This window comes from Starkeya sp. ORNL1, from assembly GCF_012971745.1.
GTDB lineage: Bacteria > Pseudomonadota > Alphaproteobacteria > Rhizobiales > Xanthobacteraceae > Ancylobacter.
Window position 1 is genome coordinate 3490105 of the sequence record NZ_CP048834.1, and the last position, 25993, is coordinate 3516097.

At 67.6% G+C, this 25993-nt stretch carries 23 protein-coding genes and 1 pseudogene; 13 read left to right on the forward strand and 11 right to left on the reverse strand.

Annotated elements, in window-relative coordinates:
• The 3 genes from pdeM to G3545_RS16610 form a co-directional block, all read right to left on the reverse strand.
• Positions 1 to 726 (reverse strand): ligase-associated DNA damage response endonuclease PdeM, encoded by a 726-nt coding sequence (gene pdeM / locus G3545_RS16600; RefSeq protein ID WP_170018122.1) that lies wholly within the window; start codon positions 724 to 726, stop codon positions 1 to 3.
• Complete coding sequence (locus tag G3545_RS16605; RefSeq protein ID WP_170014392.1) at positions 707 to 3283, reverse strand: ligase-associated DNA damage response DEXH box helicase; 2577 nt, start codon at positions 3281 to 3283, stop codon at positions 707 to 709. Before G3545_RS16605 ends, pdeM begins: the two co-directional genes overlap by 20 nt.
• A 117-nt stretch (positions 3284 to 3400) precedes the next feature.
• A complete protein-coding gene (locus G3545_RS16610; protein WP_170014393.1) occupies positions 3401 to 4333 on the reverse strand; it encodes a methyltransferase domain-containing protein in 933 nt (310 codons plus the stop codon).
• 44 nt (positions 4334 to 4377) lie between these two features.
• On the opposite strand from G3545_RS16610, the gene G3545_RS16615 reads away from it, so the two are divergent.
• From G3545_RS16615 to G3545_RS16630, 4 genes are all read left to right on the forward strand, one after another.
• Positions 4378 to 5433, forward strand: coding sequence for a ligase-associated DNA damage response exonuclease (locus G3545_RS16615; protein WP_170018123.1), 1056 nt, complete (start codon positions 4378 to 4380; stop codon positions 5431 to 5433).
• The gene (locus tag G3545_RS16620) at positions 5430 to 7130 is read left to right on the forward strand and encodes a cisplatin damage response ATP-dependent DNA ligase (RefSeq protein WP_170014394.1); all 1701 of its coding nucleotides are present in this window, start codon (positions 5430 to 5432) and stop codon (positions 7128 to 7130) included. The genes G3545_RS16615 and G3545_RS16620 overlap by 4 nt, the downstream gene beginning before the upstream one ends.
• A 32-nt stretch (positions 7131 to 7162) precedes the next feature.
• A complete protein-coding gene (locus G3545_RS16625; protein ID WP_170014395.1) occupies positions 7163 to 7432 on the forward strand; it encodes a DUF6460 domain-containing protein in 270 nt (89 codons plus the stop codon).
• Positions 7433 to 7575: 143 nt separating this feature from the next.
• A complete protein-coding gene (locus tag G3545_RS16630) occupies positions 7576 to 8904 on the forward strand; it encodes an MATE family efflux transporter (protein WP_170014396.1) in 1329 nt (442 codons plus the stop codon).
• 45 nt (positions 8905 to 8949) lie between these two features.
• Here the strand turns inward: G3545_RS16630 and G3545_RS16635 are convergent, their stop codons facing one another.
• The 5 genes from G3545_RS16635 to def all read right to left on the reverse strand — a co-directional run bounded on the left by G3545_RS16635 (position 8950) and on the right by def (position 12362).
• A complete protein-coding gene (locus G3545_RS16635; RefSeq protein WP_170014397.1) occupies positions 8950 to 10026 on the reverse strand; it encodes a quinone-dependent dihydroorotate dehydrogenase in 1077 nt (358 codons plus the stop codon).
• Positions 10023 to 10388 (reverse strand): DUF952 domain-containing protein, encoded by a 366-nt coding sequence (locus tag G3545_RS16640; RefSeq protein ID WP_170014398.1) that lies wholly within the window; start codon positions 10386 to 10388, stop codon positions 10023 to 10025. The genes G3545_RS16635 and G3545_RS16640 overlap by 4 nt, the downstream gene beginning before the upstream one ends.
• 93 nt (positions 10389 to 10481) lie before the next feature.
• Entirely contained in the window at positions 10482 to 10739 is a 258-nt protein-coding gene (locus G3545_RS16645; RefSeq protein WP_170014399.1) for a glycine zipper domain-containing protein, read from the reverse strand.
• Between the two features lie 150 nt (positions 10740 to 10889).
• On the reverse strand, positions 10890 to 11807 hold the full coding sequence (fmt, locus tag G3545_RS16650) for a methionyl-tRNA formyltransferase (protein ID WP_170014400.1): 918 nt from the start codon (positions 11805 to 11807) through the stop codon (positions 10890 to 10892).
• A gap of 27 nt (positions 11808 to 11834) precedes the next feature.
• On the reverse strand, positions 11835 to 12362 hold the full coding sequence (def, locus tag G3545_RS16655; protein WP_170014401.1) for a peptide deformylase: 528 nt from the start codon (positions 12360 to 12362) through the stop codon (positions 11835 to 11837).
• A 102-nt stretch (positions 12363 to 12464) separates the two neighbouring features.
• On the opposite strand from def, the gene rmuC reads away from it, so the two are divergent.
• The 3 genes from rmuC (at position 12465) to G3545_RS16670 (ending at position 14968) form a co-directional block, all read left to right on the forward strand.
• Positions 12465 to 13640: a DNA recombination protein RmuC gene (rmuC, locus tag G3545_RS16660; RefSeq protein WP_170014402.1), complete on the forward strand. Its 1176-nt coding sequence runs from the start codon at positions 12465 to 12467 to the stop codon at positions 13638 to 13640.
• A gap of 190 nt (positions 13641 to 13830) precedes the next feature.
• Positions 13831 to 14730: a LysR family transcriptional regulator gene (locus tag G3545_RS16665; RefSeq protein WP_170014403.1), complete on the forward strand. Its 900-nt coding sequence runs from the start codon at positions 13831 to 13833 to the stop codon at positions 14728 to 14730.
• Between the two features lie 67 nt (positions 14731 to 14797).
• Positions 14798 to 14968 carry a DUF1328 domain-containing protein gene (locus tag G3545_RS16670; RefSeq protein ID WP_170014404.1) on the forward strand — a complete coding sequence of 57 codons (171 nt, stop codon included), beginning with the start codon at positions 14798 to 14800 and terminating at the stop codon, positions 14966 to 14968.
• A 79-nt stretch (positions 14969 to 15047) separates the two neighbouring features.
• Here G3545_RS16670 and G3545_RS16675 read toward each other — a convergent pair whose 3' ends face one another.
• Positions 15048 to 15602 carry a sigma-70 family RNA polymerase sigma factor gene (locus tag G3545_RS16675; RefSeq protein WP_170014405.1) on the reverse strand — a complete coding sequence of 185 codons (555 nt, stop codon included), beginning with the start codon at positions 15600 to 15602 and terminating at the stop codon, positions 15048 to 15050.
• Complete coding sequence (locus G3545_RS16680) at positions 15599 to 15895, reverse strand: NepR family anti-sigma factor (protein WP_170014406.1); 297 nt, start codon at positions 15893 to 15895, stop codon at positions 15599 to 15601. The genes G3545_RS16675 and G3545_RS16680 overlap by 4 nt, the downstream gene beginning before the upstream one ends.
• A gap of 212 nt (positions 15896 to 16107) precedes the next feature.
• On the opposite strand from G3545_RS16680, the gene G3545_RS16685 reads away from it, so the two are divergent.
• From G3545_RS16685 to G3545_RS16710, 6 genes and pseudogenes are all read left to right on the forward strand, one after another.
• Positions 16108 to 16911: a response regulator gene (locus G3545_RS16685; RefSeq protein ID WP_170014407.1), complete on the forward strand. Its 804-nt coding sequence runs from the start codon at positions 16108 to 16110 to the stop codon at positions 16909 to 16911.
• Between the two features lie 6 nt (positions 16912 to 16917).
• Entirely contained in the window at positions 16918 to 18240 is a 1323-nt protein-coding gene (locus tag G3545_RS16690) for an HWE histidine kinase domain-containing protein (protein ID WP_170014408.1), read from the forward strand.
• Positions 18241 to 18475: 235 nt separating this feature from the next.
• Positions 18476 to 18901 (forward strand): hypothetical protein, encoded by a 426-nt coding sequence (locus tag G3545_RS16695; RefSeq protein ID WP_170014409.1) that lies wholly within the window; start codon positions 18476 to 18478, stop codon positions 18899 to 18901.
• Positions 18902 to 19094: 193 nt separating this feature from the next.
• Complete coding sequence (locus tag G3545_RS16700; protein WP_170014410.1) at positions 19095 to 19622, forward strand: PRC-barrel domain-containing protein; 528 nt, start codon at positions 19095 to 19097, stop codon at positions 19620 to 19622.
• 150 nt (positions 19623 to 19772) lie between these two features.
• The gene (locus G3545_RS16705; RefSeq protein ID WP_170014411.1) at positions 19773 to 22580 is read left to right on the forward strand and encodes a [protein-PII] uridylyltransferase; all 2808 of its coding nucleotides are present in this window, start codon (positions 19773 to 19775) and stop codon (positions 22578 to 22580) included.
• Positions 22581 to 22888: 308 nt separating this feature from the next.
• A pseudogene (locus G3545_RS16710) lies at positions 22889 to 24889 on the forward strand (penicillin-binding protein 1A); the annotation flags it as partial.
• 139 nt (positions 24890 to 25028) lie between these two features.
• Here G3545_RS16710 and G3545_RS16715 read toward each other — a convergent pair.
• Positions 25029 to 25781 carry a SprT family zinc-dependent metalloprotease gene (locus tag G3545_RS16715; RefSeq protein ID WP_170014413.1) on the reverse strand — a complete coding sequence of 251 codons (753 nt, stop codon included), beginning with the start codon at positions 25779 to 25781 and terminating at the stop codon, positions 25029 to 25031.
• Between the last annotated feature and the right edge of the window lie 212 nt (positions 25782 to 25993).

Below are 25993 nucleotides of genomic sequence, written 5' to 3' on the forward strand. Positions count from 1 at the left end.
TCAACCCCGATCGGCCAGGCAGGCGTGGTGGGCGATGCGATAGGTCCGCGCGCCGCCGACCAGATGCGCGGCATATGCACCAGTGAACAGCGCTTCGAGCGCGGGATCGCGCACATTGAGCCCGCCCGCATAGGCGCCGAGCGCCGGCAGCACCAGGCGCGTCGCGTCCGCGGCGAAGCAGCGCCGGCGGATGCCGCGCCCGCGCCGCACGATGCGGGCGACGGGATGGAAATGTCCCGCCACTTCCCCCGCAGCCGCGCCGGCCACCGGCTCGTGGCGGAAGGTCAGCGGCCCGATGGTCAGTTCATCGGCATGGACGCCGCCGAGTTGCGGCACCGGCTCCGGATCATGATTGCCGGCGATCCAGATGATGTCGCGGCCGCGGCCCAGATCGGCCAACGCCTCCCGCTCGACCGCGCCCAAGCGATGCGCGGCCCGGCGATCATGCAGGCTGTCGCCGAGCGCAATGAGCGCGCGCGGGCGCCAGCGCGCGATGATGGTGGCGAGCAGCGTCAGCGTGGCGCGGGTGTCGTAGGGCGGCAGCGGCACGCCGCGCTCGGCAAAGGCCGAACCCTTCTCCAGATGCAGGTCGGCGACAATGAGGATGCGCTCATCGGGCCAGAACAGCGCGCCGGCCGGATCGAGCACGAGGCGCGCGCCGGCGAGGTCGATCTCGTCGGTCCGCTCCTCTGCCTCGCCGCCAAGCTCATTGTAGTGGCCGTCCAGCACTCATCGCCTCCCTGACCAGCTCCGCCTCGGCCTCCGCCAGCAAGGCATCCGCCGCCTCGCCATGGATCATCTCGCGGCCGATCTCAAGCATGACCGGCACGGCAAGCGGCGAGACGTGATCGAGAATCACATGGTCGATCCGCCCCTTAATGCGCGCCAGCATGTCGGAGAGACGGCGAATGTCCAGCAGGCCGGTGGCGGCGTCGGAGCGGGCGGCGCGCAGCAGCAGATGCTGCGGCTCGTGCGAGCGCAGCACGTCATAGATCAGGTCGGTCGACATGGTGACCTGCCGGCTGTTCTTCTCCTTGCCGGGAAAACGCCGCTCGATGAGGCCGGCAATGACCGCGCATTGCCGGAAGGTGCGCTTCATCAGCGAGGATTCCGCCAGCCATTCCTCAAGGTCGTCGCCCAGCATGTCGGCGTCGAGCAGCGCGTCGAGATCGAGCCGGCCCTGTTGGACGGCGATCGACAGATCGGACATGCCATAGACAGCGAGGGCGTAATCATTGGCGACAAAGCCGAGCGGGCGCAGCTTGGCGCGCTCCAGCCGCCGTGTCAGCAGCATGCCGAGCGTCTGGTGGGCGAGCCTGCCCTCGAACGGATAGGCGACGAGATAATGCCGCGAGCCGCGTGGAAAGGTCTCGACCAGCAGATCCTCGCGGCCCGGCAGGCGCGAGCGCTCCTGCTGATAGGCGAGCCATTCGTGCACCTGGTCCGGCAGGGCGCTCCAGCGCTCCGGGGTCGCCAGCATGGCGCGCACGCGCGAGGCCAGGAAGGTGGAGAGCGGAAACTTGCCGCCCTCGTAAGACGGCACGCGCGGGTCCTTCGAGGAGGAGCGCTGGACATAGACCTCCTCGCCGATGATGGCCTGATACTCCAGCACCTCGCCGGCGAAGACGAAGGTGTCGCCGGGGCTCATGGTCTCGACGAAATACTCCTCCACCTCTCCCAGCACCCGCCCGCCAAAGCGGGATTTCGGCTTGGCGAGCCGGACCTTCAGCATGGTCGCCTCGACGATGGTGCCGACATTCAGCCGGTATTGCTGCGCCACCATGGGATTGGCGACGCGCCAGCGGCCATCCTTGGTGCGGCGGATACGGGCGAAGCGCTCATAGGCGCGCAGCGCATAGCCGCCGGTGGCGACGAAATCGATCACCTGCTCGAAGCTCTCCCAATCGAGATCGGCATAAGGCTCGGCGGAGACGACCTCGTTATAGAGCTCAAGCGCATCGAACGGCGCGCCGCAGGCCATGCCGAGCACGTGCTGGGCCAGCACATCGAGCCCGCCGGAACGGATCACGGCCGAATCCTGTTCGCCGTTGCGCACAGCCTCCATGGCCGCGCGGCATTCAAGCACCTCGAAGCGATTGGCCGGCACCAGCACGGCCTGGCTCGGTTCGTCGAGCCGGTGATTGGCGCGGCCGATGCGCTGCATCAGGCGGGACGAGCCCTTGGGCGCGCCCACATTCACCACCAGATCGACATCGCCCCAATCAATACCGAGATCGAGCGAGGAGGTGCAGACCACCGCCTTGAGCACGCCATCCGCCATCGCCGCCTCCACCCGCCGGCGCTGGGCGACGTCGAGCGAGCCGTGATGGAGCGCGATCGGGAGATTGTCGTCATTGATGTGCCACAGCTCCTGGAACAGCAGCTCGGCCTGCATGCGGGTATTGACGAAGACCAGCGTCGTCTTGTGCGCCTTGATGAGCTGATAGACCTCGCGCAGCGCATGCACCGCGCTGTGCCCGGCCCAGGGCAGATGCCGCGCGGTATCGAGCATTGACAGGTCCGGCGCGGCGCCGGCCTCGGCGATGACAAGGTCCCCCATCTCATTCGCGGCGGTCTGCGGCACCAGCCAGCGGCGCAGCGTATCGGGATCGGCGACCGTGGCGGAAAGCCCGACGGTCTGCACTTCGGGCGCCAGAGCGCGCAGCCGGGCAAGGCCGAGCGAGAGCAGGTCGCCGCGCTTGGAGCCGGCCAGCGCGTGCAGTTCGTCCAGCACGATGCGGCGCAGGTTCTTGAACAGATGCGGCGCATCGGCGGAGGCCAGCAGCAGCGCGATCTGCTCCGGCGTGGTCAGCAATATGTCCGGCGGGTCGCGACGCTGGCGCTGGCGGCGCGAGGCCGGGGTGTCGCCGGTCCGGGTCTCGATGCGCACCGGCAATTCCATCTCGGCGGCCGGCCGCTCCAGATTGCGGGCGACATCGACGGCGAGCGCCTTCAAGGGCGAGATATAGAGCGTGTGCAGGCCGCGCGGCGCGTTGCGGTTGCCGGAGAGTTCGACCAGGGTCGGCAGGAAGCCGGCCAATGTCTTGCCGGCGCCGGTCGGGGCGATGAGCAGCACCGAACGCCCCTCGCGGGCGAGGGCCAGCAGTTCCAGCTGATGCGCACGCGGCTCCCACCCGCGCGAGGCGAACCAGCGCCGGAAGCGGTCGGGGAGTTCGTCCGGCGTCGGTATCGCGAGCGAGCGGGGCACGGCGGGAAAGATAGTGCTTGTGCGTGCATCCTTCGAGGCTCGCTGGAAATTCACGACTTTGAAGATCAACGTCATCCTGAGGTGCGAGCGTAAGCGAGCCTCGAAGGATGCTGAAGCAGATGGCGTTCATCGGGGACGGATATCCTTCGAGGCCGCTGCGCGGCACCTCAGGATGACGTCGTTTGGGAAGTGCTAATAGCGCTTCACCGCCACCACGACCAGTCCGGGCACCGGCACGGTGCCTTCCTTGCGGGTCGAGGCGTGCTCGCTGGAGACCAGCGTTACCCCGGCCTCCGCCAGCCTCTCGCGGACATAGCCCTCGGCATGGGCATAGCGCAGCGTGTCGCGCAGGATGACGCCCTCGCCTTCATGGGTCTCGACGGTGAAGGCCAACAGCCCGCCGGATTGCAGAGCCCGGGCACTCTCATGGAAGATCGGCGCCAGGTCGTCGAGATAGCAGAAGGCGTCGCCGGCGAAGATCAGTTCGGCGGTGTCCGCCACCTGCTGTTCGACGAAGGACAGCATGTCGCCGACTTCGAGCGCGTCATAGCCGCCGCGATGCCGGGCCTGCTCGATCATGTTCGGCGAGAGATCGACGCCTTCGAGCCTGCCAACCTTGCCGGCAAGCCGCTCGCCGACAAGCCCGGTGCCGCAGCCGAGATCGAGCGCGCGGCCGAAGGCGAAAGGCCGGCCGAGCGTGACGCACGCCGCCTCCAGCGCGTCATGGATCAGCTCCGGACCGCGATAATCCAGCCGCGCCAACGCTTCGTCGAAGCGGCCGGCATATTGGTCGAACAGCGTGCGCACATAGGCTTCGCTCATCTTCGCCTCGACCCGATTGCCGCCGAGCCGGGCGAGCCGCACCCCGGCGCCGAGCGGATCGGCGGGGTCGGCGCGCAGCGCACGGACATAGGCGCCGGCGGCGCCGACCGGGTCGCCGGCCTTCTCGCGCGCCTCGGCAAGCAGGAACCACAGTGGCAGGAATTCCGGGGCGCGCGCGGTCACCTCCAGCAGCAAGTGCGCCGCATCCGCGGCATTGCCCTCCTCGATCAACGCCCGCGCCCATTCGAGGCGGCGGTCGACCACCGGATCGCCGGAAGACACATGCAAGGGGCCATTGCTCATTGGGAACTCGCGCAATCCGTTGGCCGCCCTATATCTTCTCCGCAATGCGCCCGGAAGACCTGCTGCTGCCAACGCCCGAGGGACTTTATTCGCCGGCCGGCGACTTTCATGTCGATCCGCACCGGCCGGTGAAGCGCGCCATCATCACCCACGGCCATTCCGATCACGCCCGCGCCGGCCATGGCGCGGTGCTGGCGACGCGCGAGACGCTCGACATCATGGCGATCCGCTATGGCCAGGATTTCGCGGGAAAAACCCAGGTCGCCGCCTATGGCGAGACCATCCATATCGACGGGGTCGATGTCACGCTGCATCCGGCCGGGCACATACTCGGCTCGGCGCAGATCGCGGTGGAGTGCAAGGGCTGCCGTATCGTCGCGTCCGGCGACTACAAGCCCGGCACCGACCCGACCTGCACGCCGTTCGAGCCGATCCCGTGCACCGTCTTCATCTCCGAGGCGACCTTCGGCCTGCCGGTATTCCGCCATCCCGAGCCGATGGCGGAGATCGGCAAGCTGATGGATTCACTGGCGCTGTTCCCGGAGCGGGCGCACCTCGTCGGCGCCTATGCGCTGGGCAAGGCGCAGCGGGTGATCGCGCTGCTGCGCGCCGCCGGTTATGCGCAGCCAATCTATCTGCACGGCGCCATGGAGCGGCTGACCGCCTATTACATCGCGCAGGGCATCGATCTCGGCGAGGTGTTGCCGGCTCGCGAGGCCAAGCCCTCGGAGCTGGCCGGCCGCGTCGCCATCTGCCCGCCAAGCTCGCTGACCGACCTGTGGTCACGCAAATTCCCCGATCCGGTCACTTCCTTCGCCTCGGGCTGGATGCGCATCCGCGCCCGCGCCCGGCAGAACGGCGTCGAGCTGCCGCTGATCGTCTCCGACCATGCCGATTGGGACGACCTGCAAGCTTCGATCCTCGCCACCGGCTGCGAGGAACTGTGGGTGACGCACGGCCAGGAGGACGCGCTGGTGCACTGGGCACTGCTCGCCGGCCTGCGCGCCCGCCCGCTGCATATGGTGGGCTATGGCGAGGAGGAGGGTGAGCTCGCGGCGCCCGCCATGGAGCCACAGGGGACTCCGGGAGCGCCGGCATGAACCGCTTCGCCGCGCTGCTCGACCGTCTCGCCTATGAGCCGCGCCGCAATGGCAAGCTGCGGTTGATCACCGATTATTTCCGCCACGTGCCGGATCCGGAGCGCGGCTGGGCGCTCGCTGCGCTCACCGGGGCGCTGTCGTTCCGCAATGCCAAGGCCGGGCTGATCCGCCAGCTTATCAGCGAGCGCACCGATCCGGTGCTGTTCGCGCTGTCCTATGATTATGTCGGCGACCTCTCGGAGACGGTGGCGCTGATGTGGCCGGCGCCGCACGGCCGCAACGATCCGGAGCCGCCGTCACTTTCCGCCGTGGTGCATGCCTTCTCCACCCTCGGCAAGGCCGAGCTTCCGGCCGTGCTCGCGGCGCTGCTCGATCGGCTCGACGAGACCGGACGCTGGGCGCTGCTGAAGCTCATCACCGGGAGCCTGCGCATCGGCGTCTCGGCGCGGCTCGCCAAGACCGCGGTGGCGGCGCTGGGTGAGCTGGAGCCGGACGCGATAGAACTGGTCTGGCCCGGGCTGGAGCCGCCCTACACCGAACTGTTCGCCTGGGCCGAGGGCCGCGGACCGCGCCCCGAGACCGAGGACCCGGCGCCGTTTCGGCCGGTGATGTTGTCCCATGCTATCGAGGAATCGGACTTCGCCGCGCTCGATCCCGCCGCGTTCCGGGGCGAGTGGAAATGGGACGGCATCCGCGTGCAGGCGGTGCGCGGCGCCGACCATACCGGGCGCCATGTGGCGCGGCTCTATAGCCGCACCGGCGAAGACATCTCGCCCGCCTTCCCCGATCTCGCCGAGGCACTGGCCTTTGACGGCGCGGTCGATGGCGAGTTGCTGATCCTGCGCGACGGGCGGGTACAGTCCTTCAACGTGCTGCAGCAGCGGCTGAACCGGAAGACGGTGACGCCCAAGCTGATCGCGGAATTCCCGGCCCATATCCGCGCCTATGATTTGCTGTTCGAGGCCGGCGAGGACATGCGCAACCTGCCCTTCGAGGCGCGCCGCGCGCGGCTGGAGGCGCTGATCGCCGTGCATCTGGAAAGCCCGCTCGACCTCTCGCCCCTGGTGGCGTTCGGCAGCTGGGAGGACCTGGCGGCCGCTCGCGCCGACCCTGCCTCGCATGGTGCCGGCGCGGATGCCGAGGCGGTGGAAGGGGTGATGCTGAAGCGTGCCGACAGCCTCTATCTGCCGGGACGGCCCAAGGGGCCGTGGTGGAAATGGAAGCGCGATCCGCACACCGTCGATGCCGTGCTGATGTATGCGCAACGCGGCCACGGCAAGCGCTCCTCCTATTATTCCGACTACACCTTCGGCGTCTGGACCGAAGAGGGCGAGCTGGTGCCGGTCGGCAAGGCCTATTTCGGCTTCACCGACGAGGAATTGCTGGAGATCGACCGCTTCGTGCGCCGCCACACCGTCAACCGCTTCGGCCCGGTGCGGGAAGTCACCCACACCGCCACCGAGGGGCTGGTGCTGGAGGTGGCGTTCGAGGGGCTGGCGCGCTCCACCCGCCATCGTTCCGGCCTTGCCATGCGCTTTCCCCGCATTGCGCGGCTGCGCTGGGACAAGCCGCCGGGCGAGGCCGACCGGCTGGAGACGCTGGAGCGCATGCTCGGCGACGACAGCGCGGCTTCCGAGGCTGCAAGACCTTCCGATGCGGCCGCCGTCTCCCGCCGCGCTGCGCGTCGTGCTAGGTGAGTGCACACAGTCAGGTCGCAGGAGTTCGCTCGATGTCCGACAATCAGGTCGCCCGCTGGATGGGCGGCTCTCCCGTCTGGGTGCTGGTGCGCCTGATCCTGCTGTCGGTGGTGGTGGGCGTGATATTGAGCGCGCTCGGCCTCGATCCGCTCAATATCCTGCAGAGCATCGAGCGGCTGGTGCGCAATCTGTTCAATTTCAGCTTCGAGGCGTTCGAGCGGCTGTGGCGCTATTTCCTGCTCGGCGCGGTGATCGTCATTCCGCTCTGGCTGATCATGCGGGTGGCGCGCAGCGGGCACTAAAGCCCTTTCCGTTCGGATGGAACCATCCGAACAATAAGAAAGTGCTCTAGATTCAATACGCTGGAGCATGTTCTGATCGCAAAAGTCATTCAACTTTTGCGGAACATGCTCCAGGCCCGCCAGGCACACGCCACGAGTCTCCCATGAGCATCGCGATCGGCGCTGACGGCGCGACCGTCACCCACCGGCGCTTCCTCGCCATCGCGCTGCCGGCGACGCTGGCGCAGATGACGACGCCGCTGCTCGGCCTCGTCGCCACCGGCGCCATAGGCCGGCTCGGCGACGCCGTGCTGCTCGGCGCGGTGGCGGTCGGCGCGCTGCTGTTCGATTTCCTGTTCTGGGTGTTCGGCTCGCTGCGCATGGGCACCGCCGGATTGACCGCGCAGGCGCTCGGCCGCAACGATCCGACCGAGGTGCGCGCCGCGCTGATCCGCGCCGTGCTGATCTCCTTCGCCATCGGCCTTGTGCTGGTCGCCGTCCATGTTCCGGTGGCGCACCTCGCCTTCACGCTGATGGGCACCAGCGCCGCAGTGACCGCGGCGGCAGGCGTCTATTTCTCCATCCGCATCCTCTCTGCCCCCTTCGCCATCGCCAATTTTTCCGTGCTCGGCTGGCTCGTCGGCGTCGCCCGCACCGATATCGGGCTCGGCCTGCAAATCCTGATCGCCATTGCCAATGGCGGCCTCACCTTGCTGCTCGTGCTGCATTGGGATTTCGGCGTCGCCGGCGCCGCGCTGGCGAACCTGCTGGCGGAAGTGATCGGCACCGTTGCCGGCCTCACCGCCGCCCGCCGCCTGCTCGGCCGCGGCTGGCGCGTGCCGATGCCGATCGTGCTCGACCGCAGCCGCGTGATCGAGACGGTGGCGGTGAACAGCGACATCATGGTGCGCACCGGCCTGCTGATGCTGGTGCTGCTGTTCTTCGCCGCACAGGGCGCCCGCCATGACGATGTGACGCTGGCGGCGAACGCCGTGCTCTACAACATCGTCATGGTCACCGCCTTCTTTCTCGACGGCTTCTCGACCGCTGCCGAACAGATTTGCGGCCAGAGCGTCGGGGCGCGCGACCGGCCCGGCTTCATGCGCGCGGTACGCATGGTGCTGATGTGGGGCTTCGGCTTCGCGGTGCCGGCGAGCCTCTTGCTGGTGCTGGGCGGCGGCGCGGTGATCGACCTGCTCGCCGCCAATGAACAGGTGCGCGAGGTGGCGCGCGCCTTCCTGCCTATGGCGGCGCTGACGCCGATCCTCGGCGTCGCCGCCTTCTCCTATGACGGCATCTATTCCGGCGCCACCTGGTCGCGCGACATGCGCAACCTGATGCTGCCGGCCGTCACGCTATTCTTCGTGGTATGGGCGGCGACGCTTAGCTTCGGCAATACCGGGCTGTGGTGCGCCTATCTGTCCTTCATGGCCGGACGCGGCCTGTTCCAGGCCTGGCGCATGCCGGCTTTGGTGCGAAGGACGTTCGGGTAGCGGAGGGTTCTCACTTCGCTCTCCCCCGCGGGGAGAGGAGTTACCTCAAGCCGGGAACGGCTCGGCGACGAGGCGCGGGGCGGCGCGGCCGACCACGTCCTTCAAGGCCACGCCCTCTCGCGCCAGCCGGCGCCGCAGACCGTCCTTGATCCGCGGCACCAGGCCGAGCCCCTCATAGACCAGGCTGGAATAGAGCTGGATCAGGCTGGCCCCCGCCTCGATCTTGGCGAAGGCCGTCTCGGGGCTGTCGATGCCGCCGGCACCAACCAGCGGAAAGGCGCCTTCCACCCGCACATAGGTCTCCGCCAGCATCCGCGTCGACAGCGCGAACAGCGGCCGGCCCGACAGGCCGCCGGCCTCGCCGCGGTGCGGCGAGCGCAGGCTCGCCGGGCGCGCGATGGTGGTGTTGGAGACGATCATGCCCTCGACGCCGCGTCGGCGCGCCACGCCCACCACCGCATCGAGATGCGGCAGCGCAAGGTCCGGTGCGATCTTCAAGAGCACCGGCACGCCGGGGGCCGCGCGGTCTCTCGCCTCCAGGGCGCGCGCAAGCAGGTCGTCGAGCGCGCGCTCCTCCTGGAGGTCGCGCAGGCCGGGCGTATTGGGCGAAGAAACGTTCGCGGTGAAATAGGAGGCGACGCCGGCAAAGGCGGTGATGCCGGCGGCATAGTCGGCGGCGCGGTCGGCGGCGTCCTTGTTGGCACCGACATTGACGCCGACGATCCCCGGACGGCCCTTGCGCGCGGTGAGGCGCGCCCGGGCGGGACCATGGCCGCCGCTGTTGAAGCCGTAGCGGTTGATGACGGCGCGATCCTCGACCAGACGGAAATTGCGCGGGCGCGGATTGCCCGGCTGCGGGCGTGGCGTAATCGTGCCGACCTCGACGAAGCCGAAGCCGGCACCAAGGCCGGCATCCGGCACCTCGGCCTCCTTGTCGAAGCCGGCGGCGAGCCCGACCGGATTGGGGAAGCGCAGGCCGAACGCCTCGACCGCGAGCCGCTTGTCATCCGCCGGCGCGACGCGCGGCGGGAGGCAGGCGAGCGCGCGAATGGAGAGGCCGTGCGCCGTTTCCGGATCGAGCAGCCGCGCGAAGGGAAGGGCGAGATCGAGCAGGGAGCTCATGCGAGTTCCGGGAAGCGGTGGGCGCCGTCGGCATCGAGGGGAAGCGGTTGCACCCAGGCCACCGCCGCCAGCGGCAGGGCGGCGTAAAGGTGCGGGAACAGATGCCCACCACGCGAGGGTTCCCACCGCAAGGCCGTCGGATCGAGCACGGCGGGATCGATGGCGACCAGGACGAGGTCGCCCTGTCCCTTGAAATGCTTGGCAGCCGTCTCGGCGACCTGCATCGCCGTCGAGAAATGGATATAGCCGTCGGCGAGATCGACCGGCGCCCCCTCGAAACGGCCGGCGGCTTCCGCGGCATTCCAGAGCGTGCGCGAACAGATTTTATAGATGTGGGCCGACCGGCCATTGAGCGCTGTCATGCGGCGAGGACTAGCTGTCGTGCCGGTCGCGCGCAAGCGCTGCACAAAAAAGCGGGCCCTGCCGGGCCCGCTCTTTCGCAATGGATCGTGTCGTCAGCAGCGGACGCGGATGCGATTGCCCCAGCGGTCGCGGGTCCAGCAGTCGCCGGGCGAGACCGCCGCGCCGACGAGGGCGCCTGTGCCAGCACCGACCGCGGCGCCGACCGCAGCTCCCGTGCCACCACCCGTCGCTCCGCCGATGATGGCGCCAGTGCCGCCGCCTATGAGCGCGCCGGTACCGGCATAGCGCTCAGTCGTGGTGCAGGCCGCGGCGCTGAGCGCCAAGGCGGATACGGCGATGATCTTGAACATGGCATCCCTCTCTCATGCGTACCGTCGTCAGGCGGGGCTGACCCCGGCGCGTCAACGCCATGGAGCCGGCATGGTTCCCGTATGGTCAGGGGTGGGTCGGAGCGAGGCTGGAGGGGGCTAGAGCAAGGCGGTCTCGAGGAATTCGCGATCTCAGCCGAGCCGGGTACCCTTGGCGAGCGGCGTTCCGCGCAGGAATTCGGCCGCCGGCATGGCCCGGCTGCCGGCCTTCTGCACCTCGACGAGGCGTACCGCCCCCGCGCCGCAAGCGATGGCGAGCGCGTCGTCGAGCAGCTCGCCCGGCGCCCCGTGGCCGGGGGCGAGCGTCGAGCGCAGCACCTTCACCCGCGCGCCGTCCAGCTCGAACCAGGCACCGGGGAAGGGCGACAGGCCGCGAATATGGTCGTGCGCAGCCTGCGCCGGGCGGGACCAGTCGATGCGGCTCTCGGCCTTGTCGATCTTGGCGGCATAGGTCACGCCATCGGTCGGCTGCGGCGTGAAGCCGAGCGCCTCGCGCTCCAGCGCTGCCAGCGCCCGGCCCATCAGGTCGGCACCGACCAGCATCAGCCGGTCGTGCAGCTCGCCGGCCGTCATGTCGGGGGCGATGGTGACACGCTCGACGAGGCCGACCGGCCCGGTATCGAGCCCCTCCTCCATCCGCATGACCGCGACACCGGTCTCGGCATCGCCGGCCATGATGGCGCGCTGGATCGGCGCAGCACCGCGCCAGCGCGGCAAGAGTGAAGCATGAAGGTTCACGCAGCCGAGTCGCGGTGCGTCGAGAATGGCGCGCGGAAGGATCATGCCATAGGCGACCACCACAGCGAGGTCAGCCTCATGGGCGCGGAAGGTCTCGGCAGCCTCCTCCGTGCGCAGCGTCTTCGGGTGCAGCACCGGGATACCGAGGCGCTCGGCGGTGCGGTGCACCGGCGAGGGCACCAGATCGAGCCCGCGCCGCCCGCCGGCCGCCGGTGCTCGCGTATAGACGGCGACCACCTCGTGGCCGCGGCCGACGATCTCGGCCAGCGTCGGCACCGCGAAGTCCGGCGTTCCCATGAAGACGATGCGCATGGCGGATCCCGCGGCGGGGGTAGGAGCTCAGGCCCCGCCCTCGCGCTCCTTCTCCTTCGCCACCTTGGTGAATCTCTTCACCACGCGGTCGCGCTTGAGCTTGGAGATGTGGTCGATGAACAGCACGCCGTTCAGGTGATCGATCTCGTGCTGGACGCAGGTGGCGAGCAGGCCGTCGGCCTCGATCTCCCGGATCTCGCCGTTCAGGTCCATGAAGCGCACGGTGACGCGCGCCGGCCGCTCGACATCCTCATAATATTCGGGGATCGAGAGGCAGCCTTCCTGATAGACCGACAACTCCTCGGAGGCGGTGACGATCTCCGGGTTGATCAGCGCCAGCGGGGACTTCTCCTCGTCCTCGCGCGCGGTGTCGATGGTGACGACACGCTCCGGCACGCCGATCTGGATTGCCGCCAGCCCGATGCCGGGGGCGTCGTACATGGTCTCGAACATGTCGCTGACCAGCGCGCGCACCTTCGCATCGACCCGGACAATGGGATCGGAGACGAGACGCAGACGCGAATCTGGAATGATGACGAGCGGACGGACAGACATGACAGCGAAATAAGCGAGGAGATCGCGCCGGTCAACGGAGTATACCGGCGCATGTTCCCTTTTCGTTCGCGCCGGTATTCGAATCGCGCTAGAAGGGGTCCCATGGGACAGATCGTGTTCACGCTCGGCGCCTATGCGATCACGCTCGCTGAGCTCGTCATCGGCGCGGCGGCGTTCGCATTTCTGCTGCTGATCGGCGTGCTGGTCTCGGTGTCGCGCAGCGCGCGCGATCGCGCCGAGGAGGCCCACGCGCAGGCCGAGCGCGCGCATGGGCTGGAGGAACGCCTGCTCCAGCTCGCGCGGATACAGGCGGAGACCTCGGGCCGGGTGCAGACCATGGCGGAGGTGCTGTCCCAGCGCCAGAGCGACCTCGCCCGCGCGGTGGCCGAGCGGCTCGACGCCTCCTCGCACCGTGTCGGCGAGAGCATTGCCCGTGCCAGCGAGGCGACGCATGAGAACCTCGTCAAGCTCAATGAGCGCCTTGCCCTGGTCGACCAGGCGCGCGCGAGCCTCGGCGAATTGTCCGACCAGGTGATCTCGCTGCGCGAGACGCTCGCCAACAAGCAGGCGCGCGGCGCTTTCGGCGAGGGGCGGCTGCAGGCCATCGTCGCCGACGGGCTGCCGCGCGACAGCTTCGCCTTCCAGCACACGCTGCCGAACGGGCGGCGGGCGGACTGCGCCATCTTCCTGCCGGGCGACCGGCGCCCGCTGCTGGTCGATTCCAAATTCCCGCTGGAAGCGGTGACCGCCTATCGCGAGGCCGCGAGCGGGGAGGCCCGCAAGCAGGCGGAGACCCGCGTGAAGCAGGATGTCGCCCGGCACATCGGCGACATTGCCGAGCGCTATGTAGTGGCCGGCGACACCCAGGACGTGGCACTGATGTTCGTGCCGTCGGAGTCGGTCTACGGCGAACTCCATGAGCATTTCGACGACGTGATCCAGCGCGCCTTCCGCGCTCGGGTCATACTGGTCTCGCCCTCGCTGCTGATGCTGGCGATCCAGGTGGTGCAGGCCATCGTCAAGGATGCGCGGATGCGCGAACAGGCGGACCTGATCCGCGCCGAATGCGGCGCGCTGGTTGCCGACATCGTCCGGCTGCGTGACCGCGTCGGCAATCTGCAGAAGCATTTCACCCAGGTGGGCGACGATGTTGCGCAGGTGCTGATCTCGTCCGACAAGATCGCCCGGCGCGGCGCGCGCATCGAGCAGCTGGAATTCGACGGCGAGCGACCCGACACCGCAGCGCCCGCGGACCTGCTGCGGGGCGCAGCCGAATAGACTTTCCAGATGTTGCCGTCATCCCGGACGGCCAAAGGCCGATCCGGGATGACGGCGCTATACCCGCCTGGATGACATCGCTGTTTTACCGAGCCGGGACGACTGCCGCAGAGTTACATCGCTCCAATTCGCATACCCGGGCGCTTCTGATACAAGCGAGGTTTACCGTTGTTGCCGGGAAGCGTTCCGCGTGCTCGACCGATTCGAACTTTTGCTCGCGCTCGCCAAGGAGCGCCATTTCGGCCGGGCGGCGGAAGCCTGCGGCGTCACCCAGCCGACGCTCTCCGCAGGGCTGAAACAGCTCGAGGAAGTGCTCGGCGTGCGCCTGGTCGAGCGCGGCTCGCGCTTCATCGGCTTCACGCCGGAAGGTGAGCGCGCCTTGCAATGGGCGCGGCGCATCGTCGGCGACGCACGGGCGATGCGCCAGGAGATCGCGGCGCTGCGCAAGGGGCTGAGCGGGCATCTGCGTATCGCCGCCATCCCCACCGCCATGCCGATGCTGGTCGAGCTGACGACGCCGTTCCGCAACAAGCATAGCAATGTTCGCTTCACCCTGACCTCGGCGACGTCGAACGAAATCTTGCGGCTGATCGAGAATCTCGAGGTCGATGCCGGCGTCACCTATCTCGACAATGATCCGCTCGGACGGGTGAAATCGGTGCCGCTCTATCGCGAGGGCTACCGCTTCATCACCTCGGTGGATGCTCCGCTCGGCGAGCGCGCGTCGGTGACGTGGGAGGAGATCGCCGAGGTGCCGCTCTGCCTGCTGACCCCCGACATGCAGAACCGGCGCATCGTCGACGGCCAGTTGCAACGCTCCGGCCACACTGCGGCGCCGATGCTGGAATCCAATTCCACCATCGCGCTGCTGGCCCATGTGCGTACCGGGGAATGGGCGAGCGTGGTGCCGACCACGCTGGCCGACGTGTTCGCCTTTCCCAAGACGATCCGCTCCATCCCCATCGTCGAGCCCGAAGTGCTGCACGAGATCGGCCTCGTGGTGCTCGACCGCGAGCCGATGACGCCGATCGCCGCCGCGCTCGTGGCCGAGGCGAAGGCGATCGGCCCGGAGTTGGCGCAGCGCCTTTAGCCGACTACTGCGGAACCACCGTCCCGATCACTCGTTGTTCTTGCCGGAACACATACCGGAGGTTCACATGATTGGTTGGGCGCTTACGTTCCTGGTCGTCGCCTTGATCGCGGCTGTGCTCGGCTTTGGCGGCATTGCCGGAACGGCGATCGAGATCGCGAAGATCATCTTCTTCGTCGCCATCATCCTGTTCCTGATCTCGGCGGTGATGGGCTTCATGCGGCGCGGCACGCCATAGCGGCAGCTGCCGCTTCCCACCCGAAAACGCCCCCTTCCGGGGGCGTTTTTGTTTATTCACACGCAGACGCGAGCGGCTCTCAGGGCCGATCGGTCGCCGTCAATATGGCGCGAGTCGGCCGGTCGGGGCCGAAATCCTCGGCAGTGTCGATGGAGAGCATTTCGCCGAGCCGGCGGCGGGCGCGATTGACGCGGCTCTTTATGGTGCCGACCGCACACTGGCAGATGTCCGCCGCCTCCTCATAGGAGAAGCCGGAAGCACCGACCAGAACCAGGGCTTCGCGCTGATCTGCCGGCAGCCGGTCGAGCGCGGCGCGGAAATCCTCGAAATCGAGATGCGTGTTCTGGTCGGGATGTGTCGTCAGCGTCGCGGCAAAGGCGCCGTCGGAATCCGGCACTTCACGGCGGCGCTTGCGGTATTCCGACCGGAACAGGTTGCGAAGAATTGTGAACAGCCAGGCCGAGAGGTTGGTGCCCGGCCGGAAGCTGCCGATGTTGGCGAAGGCCCGCAGCAGGGTTTCCTGCACCAGATCGTCCGCCCGGTCGACGCTGCCGCTCAGCGAGATCGCGAAAGCGCGCAGATTGGGGATTGCCGCTATGATGTCGTCGCGTAGTGTCGGATCGACTGTCTTCACTGTTCAGACCCCTCCTCGCGACTACGCGAGGCCGGGCGCTGCTCGGCCTGTCGATCGGCATCGGGTCGATCAAGCTGCGCGAGCAGGTCCATGAAACGATCCGGCACGCCCTGCCGGACCACGTCGTCATACATGGCACGCAAATGCTGGCCGATCTTCGCCTGAACGTCATTTCCAAGGGTTGAATCGGAATTCCGCGAATTTCCCGAAGTGCCCGGCGAACCGCGCCGCAGCACCGAAACCGTAGCTCCGGCGTCATTCTCCGCGCCGGCTCCAGACTGCTCGTCTTCCATGCTTTTTCTTCCCGTCATTGAGCCTCCGAGCATGCCGGCGAGGGGGCGTCCCCGGCTCTTTGGTGCGCACAATAACAAGCCGGTTGGCAATGGGTTCCGCCCACTGGTAAAAATTTCCGACTGATTTTTTCCACCCGCGCGAGGAACACAAAGCCGGCGATGCGCGTTAGGTTGGGCTTTATCGCACATGCTCCAGCGTGGGGGAGACACTTGTGAGCACATCCCAACTTGTTGCACAGCACCTTCCCTTCCTACGCCGTTATGCCCGCGCTCTCAGCGGCACCCAGGCCGCGGGCGACGCCTATGTCACCGCCATGCTGGAGATGCTGATTGCCGATCCGCAATCGCTCGAAGCCGAGCTCGATCCCCGGGTAGGCCTCTATAAGCTGCTCACCAGCCTGTGGAATTCGGTTTCCATCAATGGCGAGGTAGATAAGGGCCCTGCTCCGGCCAAGGCCGAGGAGCGCCTCGGACACATAACGCCAATGGTACGGCAGGCGTTCCTCCTGGTGTCGCTTGAAGGCTTCGACGAGGAAGACGCCGCGGAGATTCTCGACATCAGCGTCGCGCGGCTGCGCAGCCTCGTCGAAGAGGCCGGCCGTGAGCTCGCCTCCGAGATCGCCACCGATGTGCTCATCATCGAGGACGAGCCCTTCATCGCTCTCGATCTCGAAGGGCTGGTGGAAAGTCTCGGCCACCGCGTCACCGGCATTGCCCGCACCCATACGGAAGCGGTCGCGCTGGCCCGGCGCAAGATCCCAGGTCTCGTCCTCGCCGACATCCAGCTCGCCGACGGCAGCTCCGGCCTCGATGCGGTCAATGAACTGATCGAGAGCGTGGAAGTGCCGGTCATCTTCATCACTGCCTATCCCGAGCGCTTCCTGACCGGCGTGCGGCCGGAGCCGGCCTTCCTCATCGCCAAGCCGTTCCAGCCGGCGACAGTGGCCGCGGTCATCAGCCAGGCGCTATTCTTCGAACGCAAGGCCCGCCCCCGGGAGCAGCGGGCCACCGCCTGATCGACTATGGACTCGTTCATCAGCGGCATTGACGATGCCGCACGCTTGGTGACAGCGATCGGCTCGGTGGCGATCGCGTTTGCGCTGTTGCGTTTCATGCGGGCGCGGCCGGATCTCTCGATCCGGGCGCGCTGGCTCGCCGCCTTGTTCGCGGCGCTGGTGCTCTGCGTCGGGCTGCTGTCCTTCCTCGCCAATCTGGACGGCACCACCTATGTGCCGTGGCTGCAGTCGGCGGCGCGCATCGGGGTGGCGGCGCTGACGCTGGTCGCCGCCGTCACGCTCTGGCTCAATCTCGGCACATTGCTGCGGTTGCCCTCGCCGGGCTATGTGGCGAGCGAGCAGCGCCGCCTGGCACTGGAATTGGCAAGCGCGCTGCAACGCTATGAAATGGCGCTGCGCGGCTCGAACGTCGCGATTTTCACCCAGGACCGCGACCTGCGCTATACCTCGGTGAGCAAGCCGCTGTTCGGCTTTCCGGTGGAGAAGGTGCTCGGCGCCACCGATGGCGAATTGCTCGGTGCGGCCTCCTCGCTTACCGCCAACCAGCTCAAGCGCGAGGCGATCAGCACCAGCGAACCGCGCAAGGGCGAGGTCGAGATCGCCGAGCCAGGCGGCCCGCGCTGGTACGACCTGCACATCGAATCGCTGCGCGACATTGCCGGCCATACGGTCGGCCTCACCGGGGCAGCGGTGGATGTCACCGAGCGCAAGGAGAATGAGCGGCATCTGCGGCTCCTGATGCGTGAGCTGACGCACCGCTCCAAGAACCTGCTCGCCGTCATCCAGGCGATGGCCCGCCAGACCGCACGCCATGCCGGCACCACGGACGATTTCGTCGAGCAGTTCAGCGCCCGGTTGCAGGCGCTTGCCCGCTCCCACGACCTGCTGGTGCAGGAGAGCTGGCACGGAGCCTCGCTGAACGACATGGTGCGCTCGCAGCTCGGCCATCATCTTGACCGCGACAACAGCCAGGTGTCGGTGACCGGACCCGACATCCTGCTGCGTCCGGAAGCGGCGCAGAATCTTGGCCTCGCCCTGCATGAACTCTCGACCAATGCGGCGAAGTTCGGCGCGTTGTCGGTGCCGGGCGGCCATGTCGACATCATCTGGGCGCACCGGCCGATCGAGAAGGGCGGAGGCATCCGGCTGGAATGGAAGGAGACCGGCGGCCCGCCGGTTGCCAAGCCCGAAGGCCGCGGCTTCGGCTCGCTCGTCATCGAGCGGAATCTCTCGCGCGCCCTCGATGGCGAGGTCAGCCTCGAATTCGCGCCCGACGGACTGGTCTGCCGCGTCACCGTGCCCGAGCAGCACCTCTCGCCTGGTCGCTGATCCTCACGCCGCCGGGGCCTGTTCCGCAAAAGTTGAACGACTTTTGCAACGAGAACCCGCTCAAGCCGTGGATATCCCGGAACCGCGTAAATATTTGTGCGTTGTTGCCGGTGCGCCGTGCAACTGGCGCACCCGAATCTTTTTGACGCTCGCGGATCTGCGGCGGCGCGGTGTATTGCGCCGGGCTTCGTAGTGCGTGCCGTGGGCATGAGCCGACCTCGACGAGGGCACGATCATGCTTCGCCTTCCGAACACCCGCTTCGCTTCCGGCGTCCTCACCGGCCTCGTCATCGCTTTGCCGCTCGCGCTCTCCGGGAGCTGGGTCAGCGCGATCGCGGCGTCCCGGCTTGCGGGCGCGCAGACGCAGGCTGCCGTGCACGCGAGCCCGGCAGACAGTTCATCGGCGACAATGGTGAACCGTACGGCAAAGACCTCCCGCCTGCCGGTTCCGGTCGCGTTCAGCGGCCAGCAGCCGGCGTCGGTGCGCACGGTTTCCGATACGGCGACGTCGGTCGTCATCAAGGGCGAGCGGGAAAAGGCGCGGACGCGCAGCAACGGCCCGACACCGCGCGGGTGCCTGTCTGCCGTAGGCGGCCTGAATTCCAGCATCGCCACTGAAGAAATGACAGTGTGCGTCGCCGATATTTCGACGATCAATTGATTATCGTCTTGATTTATTCTCGATGCCGGCGCGCATCTCATATTTGACTTGCTTATGTTCCCTTGCGGCATTTTTATCCATAAGCATCCATTTCTAGAACATATACTGGGGAACCAAATCTTCTATCGGGCGATTGTCGAAGCAGACGGCCATATGGCCGCGACGCTATCGACATTTGACTGGGAGATTTGTGATGACGAACAAGCTGGCTACCTTGACCGCCCTTGCCGCCCTGGCTCTCAGCCCCGCCGTGGCGCTGGCGCAGAGCCCGACAGCACCCGACACTACGCCGCCGGCTGCGACCGATCCGGTCACGCCCCCGTTGACTCCGGCGCCGGCCGAGAAAATGGCGACGCCGCCGGCGACCACCACCATCGCCCCGAACACCCCCAGATTCGTTGATGCGCAGGCCGGCGGGCAGATGCTCAGCTCCGACCTGATCGGCACCGACGTGGTGACCGCAAACGACGAGAAGCTCGGCGATATCAGCGACATCCTGTTCGAGAAGGATGGCAAGGCGGTCGCCGCGGTGATCGATGTCGGCGGCTTCCTCGGCATCGGCGCCAAAGCGGTGGCGATATCCTTCGATTCGCTGACCATGGCGCCGACCGACAGCGGCCAGAAGCTCGTCGTCGCCATGACCAAGGAAGAGCTGAACACCGCGCCGCAGTTCAAGACGATGGCGGAAGCCCGCTCGGCGAGCGGCGCGCCGTCGCAGTAGTATCCGCCCGACACGTTTGATCTGGAACGACATGCCCGGCCTCGTGCCGGGCATGTTTTTCGTGCCGGGACCCCGCCGCTCTCCCGCGCCGCACGATGACGCGAGCGGCCCGATCGGATAAAGCGGAGGACTAATCAGCCGGGCCGCCCCATGAACGAAATCCGCCGTCGCCGCCGCTCCGATTTCCACTTCAAGGACATGTTCGACATCGAGGCCATGCGGGCTGAACTCACCGCGCTGGCGACATCGGTGCTCGCCCACACCAAGGCAGGCCGCGAAACCGAACTGCGCGCCGCAGTCGCCAAGCGGCTGAAGCGGGCTTATGCGGAAGGCCATGCCACGGCCGAGCTGTGGCTGACGCTGGACGGCTCCGGCCGGCGCTGCGCCGAGCGGCTGTCCCGCCTGCAGGACGAGATCATCCGCCTGGTCTATGAGCTGGTGGTGCGCTTCCTCTATCCCTCGGATAATCCTTCGACCTCCGAGCGCATGGCGATCGTCGCGGTCGGCGGCTATGGGCGCGGGCTGATGGCGCCGGGCTCCGACACCGACATATTGTTCCTGCTGCCCTACAAGCAGACCGCCTGGGGCGAGAGCGTCGCCGAGGCGATGCTCTATGTGCTGTGGGACATGGGACTGAAGGTCGGCCACGCCACCCGCTCGGTCGACGAATGCATCCGCCAGGCGCGCGGCGACATGACGATCCGCACCGGGCTCCTGGAAGCGCGCTTCCTGCTCGGCGAAAAGGCGCTGTTCGACCAGCTGGCGCAGCGCTTCGACCGCGACGTTGTGGAAGGCACCGCGGTGGAGTTCGTCGCCGCCAAGCTCGCCGAGCGCGAGGAGCGGCTGAAGCGCGCCGGCCAGTCGCGCTATCTGGTCGAGCCGAACGTCAAGGACGGCAAGGGCGGCTTGCGCGACCTGCACACGCTGTTCTGGATCGCCAAATATGTCTACCGCGTCCACGAGACGAAGGAACTGGTCGCCAAGGGCATGTTCACCGACGAGGAGGCGGCGATCTTCCGCCGCTGCGAGGATTTCCTCTGGTCGGTGCGCTGCCATCTGCACTTCCTAGCCGGCAAGCCCGAGGAGCGGCTGTCCTTCGACCTGCAGCGCGAGATGGCGGAGCGGCTCGGTTATACCGAGCATCCCGGCCTGAAGGACGTGGAACGCTTCATGAAGCACTATTTCCTCGTCGCCAAGGATGTCGGCGATCTCACCGCCATCGTCTCCGCGGCGCTCGAGGAACGCCACGACAAGCCGGTGCCGCGGCTGAACCGCATGATCGCGCGGCTGAAGCGTTCGCCGCGGCGCGCGCTGAAGGAGACCAACGACCTCATCGTCGACAATGACCGCATCAATGTCGCCGATGCCAGCGCCTTCGGTCGCGATCCGATCAATCTGATCCGCATATTCCACCTCGCCGACCGGCACGGCCTTGCCTTCCACCCCGACGCGATGCGCCTCGCTACCCGTTCGCTCAAGCTGATCGACCAGCGGGTGCGCGAGGATGCCGAGGCGAACCGGCTGTTCGTCGACATACTCTGCTCGAAGCGCGAACCGGAGATCGTGCTGCGGCGCATGAACGAGACCGGCGTGCTCGGCCGCTTCGTGCCCGAGTTCGGCCGTGTCGTCGCGATGATGCAGTTCAACATGTACCACTCGTACACGGTGGACGAGCATCTGATCCGCTCGATCGGCGTGCTCTCCGAGATCGAGCGTGGCGACCGCCCCGAATATGGCATCGCCAATGAGCTGATGGCGCAGATCAAGAACCGCCAATTGCTCTACGTCGCGACCTTCCTGCACGACATCGCCAAGGGCCGGCCGGAGGACCACTCGACCGCCGGCGCCAAGGTGGCGCGGCGGCTCGGCCCGCGCTTCGGCCTCAATGCCGCCGACATCGACACCGTGGCCTGGCTGATCGAGCATCATCTGACCATGTCGACCATCGCGCAGTCGCGCGACCTCTCCGACCGCAAGACCATCGAGAATTTCGGCGCCGTGGTGCAAAACCTGGAGCGGATGAAGCTCTTGCTGATCCTCACCACCGCCGATATCCGCGCGGTCGGCCCGGGAGTGTGGAACAACTGGAAGTCCCAGCTGCTGCGCACGCTCTATTACGAGACCGAGCCGGTGGTCACCGGAGGGTTCTCCGAGACCGACCGCGCCCGCCGCGTCGCCCGCGCCCAGGCCGAGTTCCGCGCCGCGGTGCCGGACTGGAGCCCGGACGAGGTCGAGCGCTACATGGCGCGGCACTACCCGGCCTATTGGCTGCGCGCCGACCTCGACCACAAGCTCGCCCATGCCCGCTTCGTCACCGAGGCGGAAACGGCCGGCCGTGCGCTCGCCACCGCGACCAATATCGACGCCCAGCGCGGCATCACCGAGCTCACCGTGCTGGCGCCGGATCATCCCAAGCTGCTGGCGGTGATCGCCGGGGCCTGCGCGGCGGCCGGGGCCAACATCGTCGACGCGCAGATCAGCACGACCACCGACGGCCGCGCGCTCGACACCATCGCGCTGACCCGCGCCTTCGAGCAGGATTCCGACGAGATCCGCCGCGCCGAGCGCATCTCCGCCTCGATCGAGAAGTCGCTCTCCGGCGAAATCAGCCTGCCGGAAGTGGTGGCGAAGAAGATGCCGAAGCGCCCACGTGCCTTCACCGTCGAACCGGAAGTGACGCTGAACAATTCCTGGTCGAACCGCCACACCGTGGTCGAGGTGTCCGGGCTCGATCGGCCGGGCCTGCTCTATGGGCTGACGCAGACGCTGTCACGGCTCAATCTCAACATCGCCTCGGCGCATGTCGCGACCTTCGGCGAGCGCGCGGTCGACGTGTTCTACGTCACCGACCTGATGGGCGCGAAGATCATCGGCGCGGCGCGCCACTCCGCGATACGCCGCGCGCTGCTCCAGGTGCTCGACGCCGATGACGACACCGAGGCCGCCCGGGCGAGCTGACCGAGAGTGGACGCCGGCCTGACGCAGCGTCCGCAAAATCCCGCCATTAACCCGCCCTTTAAACGGTCCGATTTAGGGTTCGTTTACCGCCGGTGGCGTGAGGGAAGCGGGATAGATGAGACGGCGCAAGGGCGAGGGTCGGCGCGAGCCGGTATTGAGCGCGCCCGGCGCCATCGTCGATCTGCGGCTCGGCCCTGACGATCGGCCAGCGGTGATCCGCGGCCCGGACACGCGATCCTCGCCGCGGGCGCCCCGTGACAGCGAACCGAGGATCGAGGCCATTCCCGCCCGCTCTGCCCCTGCCCGTCGTGAAGCCCCGCGCGCGCAGCCGCACCGCACCGCGCCGCAAGCGGGGCTGGAGGCGGCTGTTCTATTGGGTCTTCGTGCTCGGCCTGTGGGGCGTGATCGGCCTGACCGGCCTCGTCGCCTATGAGGCGAGCCAGCTGCCCGCCATCCAGAACCTCGCCATCCCCGAGCGCCCGCCGACCGTCATCATCCAGGCCCAGGACGGCAAGACCATCGCTGCGCGCGGCGACATGCGCGGCGCCGCGGTGCCGCTGCGGGCGCTCCCGCCTTATCTGCCGCAAGCCTTCATCGCCATCGAGGACCGGCGCTTCTACAGCCATTTCGGCATCGACCTGCTCGGCCTCGCCCGCGCCGTGGTGGTGAACCTCACCTCCGGCCGGCTACGCGAGGGCGGCTCGACGCTGACCCAGCAGCTCGCCAAGAACCTGTTCCTGACCCAGGAGCGCACCCTCTCCCGCAAGATCCAGGAAGTGATCCTGGCGCTGTGGCTGGAGGCCAAATATTCGAAGAACGAGATCGTCGAGCTCTATGTGAACCGCGTCTATTTCGGTGCCGGCGCCTATGGCGTCGAGGCCGCGGCGCAGCGCTATTTCGGCAAGTCGGCGCGGCAGGTGACGCTCTCGGAAGCCGCCATGCTGGCCGGCCTCGTCAAATCGCCCTCCGCGCTTGCCCCGACGCGCAACCTGAAAGGCGCGCAGGAGCGCGCCGAGCTGGTGATCGCAGCGATGCAGGATGCCGGCTTCATCACGCCGGCCATGGCGGCGACGGCGACCGCACGCCCGGCGGTGCTGGCGAAGAACCAGAGCCAGGAGCCCGCCGCCTATGCCGCCGACTGGATCATGGAGCAGCTCGAGCCGCTGATCGGCACCATCGAGCACGACGTCATCGTGCAGACCAGCCTCGACAGCAATATGCAGGCGGCCGCCGAGAAGGCGCTGACTGACTCGCTCAATCGCAATGGCGCGCGCTACGGCGTCGAGCAGGGCGCGATCGTGCTGATGGACACCGACGGCGCGGTGAAGGCGCTGGTCGGTGGCAAATCCTATGAGGACAGCCAGTATAATCGCGCCGTCAGCGCCCGGCGCCAGCCCGGCTCCGCGTTCAAGCCGTTCGTGTACCTCACCGCGCTGGAGCGGGGCCTCACACCCGACAGCGTGCGCGAGGACGCGCCGATCAAGTTGAAGGGCTGGAAGCCGGAGAACTTCTCCCACGAGTATCGCGGGCCGGTGACGCTGACCACCGCACTCTCGCTGTCGCTGAACACGGTGGCGGTGCGCCTCGCGCTTGAGGTCGGCCCGGCCGAGGTGGCGAAGACGGCGAAGCGGCTCGGCATCACCTCCAAGCTCGACCCGAACCCCTCCATCGCGCTCGGCACCTCGGAGGTCTCGCCGCTGGAGATGGCGGCCGCCTATGCGCCGTTCGCCAATGGCGGCATCGGCGTGACCCCGCACATCATCGACCGGGTGCGCGATGCCAAGGGCAAGATCCTCTATTCCTATGCCGGACAAAACCGCGGCCAGGTGATGGCGCCGCCGCACGTCGCCATGATGAACCGCATGCTGCGTGAGACGCTGGTGACCGGCACCGCGCGCCGAGCCGAGCTTCCCGGCTGGCCGGCGGCCGGCAAGACCGGCACCAGCCAGGATTTCCGCGATGCCTGGTTCGTCGGCTACACTTCGCGCTACATCACCAGCGTCTGGCTCGGCAATGACGATTCCTCGCCGACCAAGAAAGCCTCCGGCTCCGGCCTGCCGGTGGAGATCTGGAGCCGGGTGATGCGCACCGCGCATGACGGCGTGCCGATCGCGCCGCTGCCGGGCGGCGACTACATGCAGGATTACGGGCCGCCGCCGGCCGGCGACGTGCCGGAGGAGCCGGTGGTTACCGGCGGGCCGTCCTATTATCCGCGCCCGCCCGGCGACGTGGGCGGCGACACGCCTGCGTCACGCGCTCCCGGCCTCGACAATTGGCTGCTCGACAAGCTGTTTGGCGGCAACGGCTGAAGCCCGATTCCCCATAGTCGTCATCCCGGACGGCCGAAGGCCGGTCCGGGATCGCACGAAGGTGTTGCGCGGGACTTTCTTGCGATCCCGGCTCTCCGCTGCGCTGCGGCCAGGATGACGCCGGTGGAGTGGGCGAGGCCTAATCCGTCTCAACCCCGTAGCGGTGCAATTCGGGCCCGTGCACCTTCAGCCAGCGCTCGGCCCGCTCGCGATTGGGATACAGCATGTCGACCGCCTTCCAGAAGCGCGGCCCGTGGTTCATCTCGCGCCGATGCGCGATCTCATGCGCAGCGAGATAGTCGAGCACAAAAGGGGGCGCGAAGATCAGCCGCCACGAATAGGACAGCGCCCCGCTGGACGAGCAGGACCCCCAGCGGCTCGCGGTGTCGCGCAGCGTGATGCGGCCGATGCTGACATTGAGCCCCGCTGCATACCGGCGCGACGCCTCGGTGAGATCGCGCCGGGCCTCGCGCTTCAGGAAATCGTGCACCCGCCGGGACAGATGGGCGAGCTCGCCGGCGACGCACAGCAGTGGCCCGCCGGGCGTGGCTTCGATCCACACCGTGCCGCGAGCATTGGTACGGTGAACCAGCCGATGCGGCTCGCCGCGCAACGGGATCAGGGCACCGGGCTCGAAGGGAATCGCCTTGGGCAGCCGGGCCAGGCGGTGGGTGATCCATTCCCGGTAGCGCTGGGCGAAGGCAAAGGCTTCCCGCGCCGAGCCCCGCGGTGGCATGGTAAGCACCACGTCACGCTCGGCAGTGCGCACGCGCAGCGTGTACCTGCGCGCGCGGGGGTTGCGGCGCAGGCTGATGGGTATGTCCTCACCATCGACCCGCAGCATGAATTGCTCGGGCTCCGGCGCGGCGGGGCGAGTGGCTCGGAACAGCATGGGACGACTCGGCAAGACGACCGAACCAGTGTGGCACCGAATGATGACCGCCGCGCGGCTTTGTACGACGAAGGTCTTATAGTACCGAATCGTCAAAGCGCCGGCCGAGGCGAGCATCCTTCGAGGCTCGCCCCGCGCGCACCTCAGGATGAAGTGGTACCGGGAGCAAGCCTCATCCCTCGTAGTCGGCCAATAGAGGACTACTAGCCCGG